General features: G+C 38.7%; 1 protein-coding gene. It reads left to right on the forward strand.

Features of this window, described 5'->3' with window-relative positions:
- Positions 1–460: lysophospholipid acyltransferase family protein (locus ACEWB7_RS17635; protein WP_411581039.1), on the forward strand; the 460-nt coding region annotated here is incomplete at both ends.

The raw sequence follows: 460 nt of genomic DNA on the forward strand, positions 1-460 counted from the left end.
GGTTCAAAAGTAGAGGTCAGGGGAAGTGAAAATATACCCGAAAACGGAGGGGTACTGTTTGTAAGTAATCACAGAAGCTATTTTGATATTCTTACAGGCTATGGATATACAAAGAAACCGCGTGGATTTGTGTCAAAATATGAAATGATTCATGCGCCGCTGCTTAAACAGTGGATGGATTTGTTGAATTGTCTGTTTTTAAACAGAAAGGATATCAAGCAGGGGCTGAAAACTATATTAAAGGGTATTGATCAAGTAAAGTCAGGTGTTTCAGTGTGGATTTGTCCGGAAGGCGGCAGAAATATGAATCCCGATGTCACCGATGTAAAAGAGTTTAAAGAAGGATCTCTAAAGATTGCAGAAAAGGGCAAGGTACCTATAGTGCCTGTAGCAATATACGGTACTTATGAGATATGGGAAGAACATCTGCCTTATATGAAAAAGAGCAAAGTGATAATAG

Source organism: Acinetobacter sp. NIOH-H-8, from assembly GCF_046635365.1.
Classification (GTDB): domain Bacteria; phylum Pseudomonadota; class Gammaproteobacteria; order Pseudomonadales; family Moraxellaceae; genus Acinetobacter.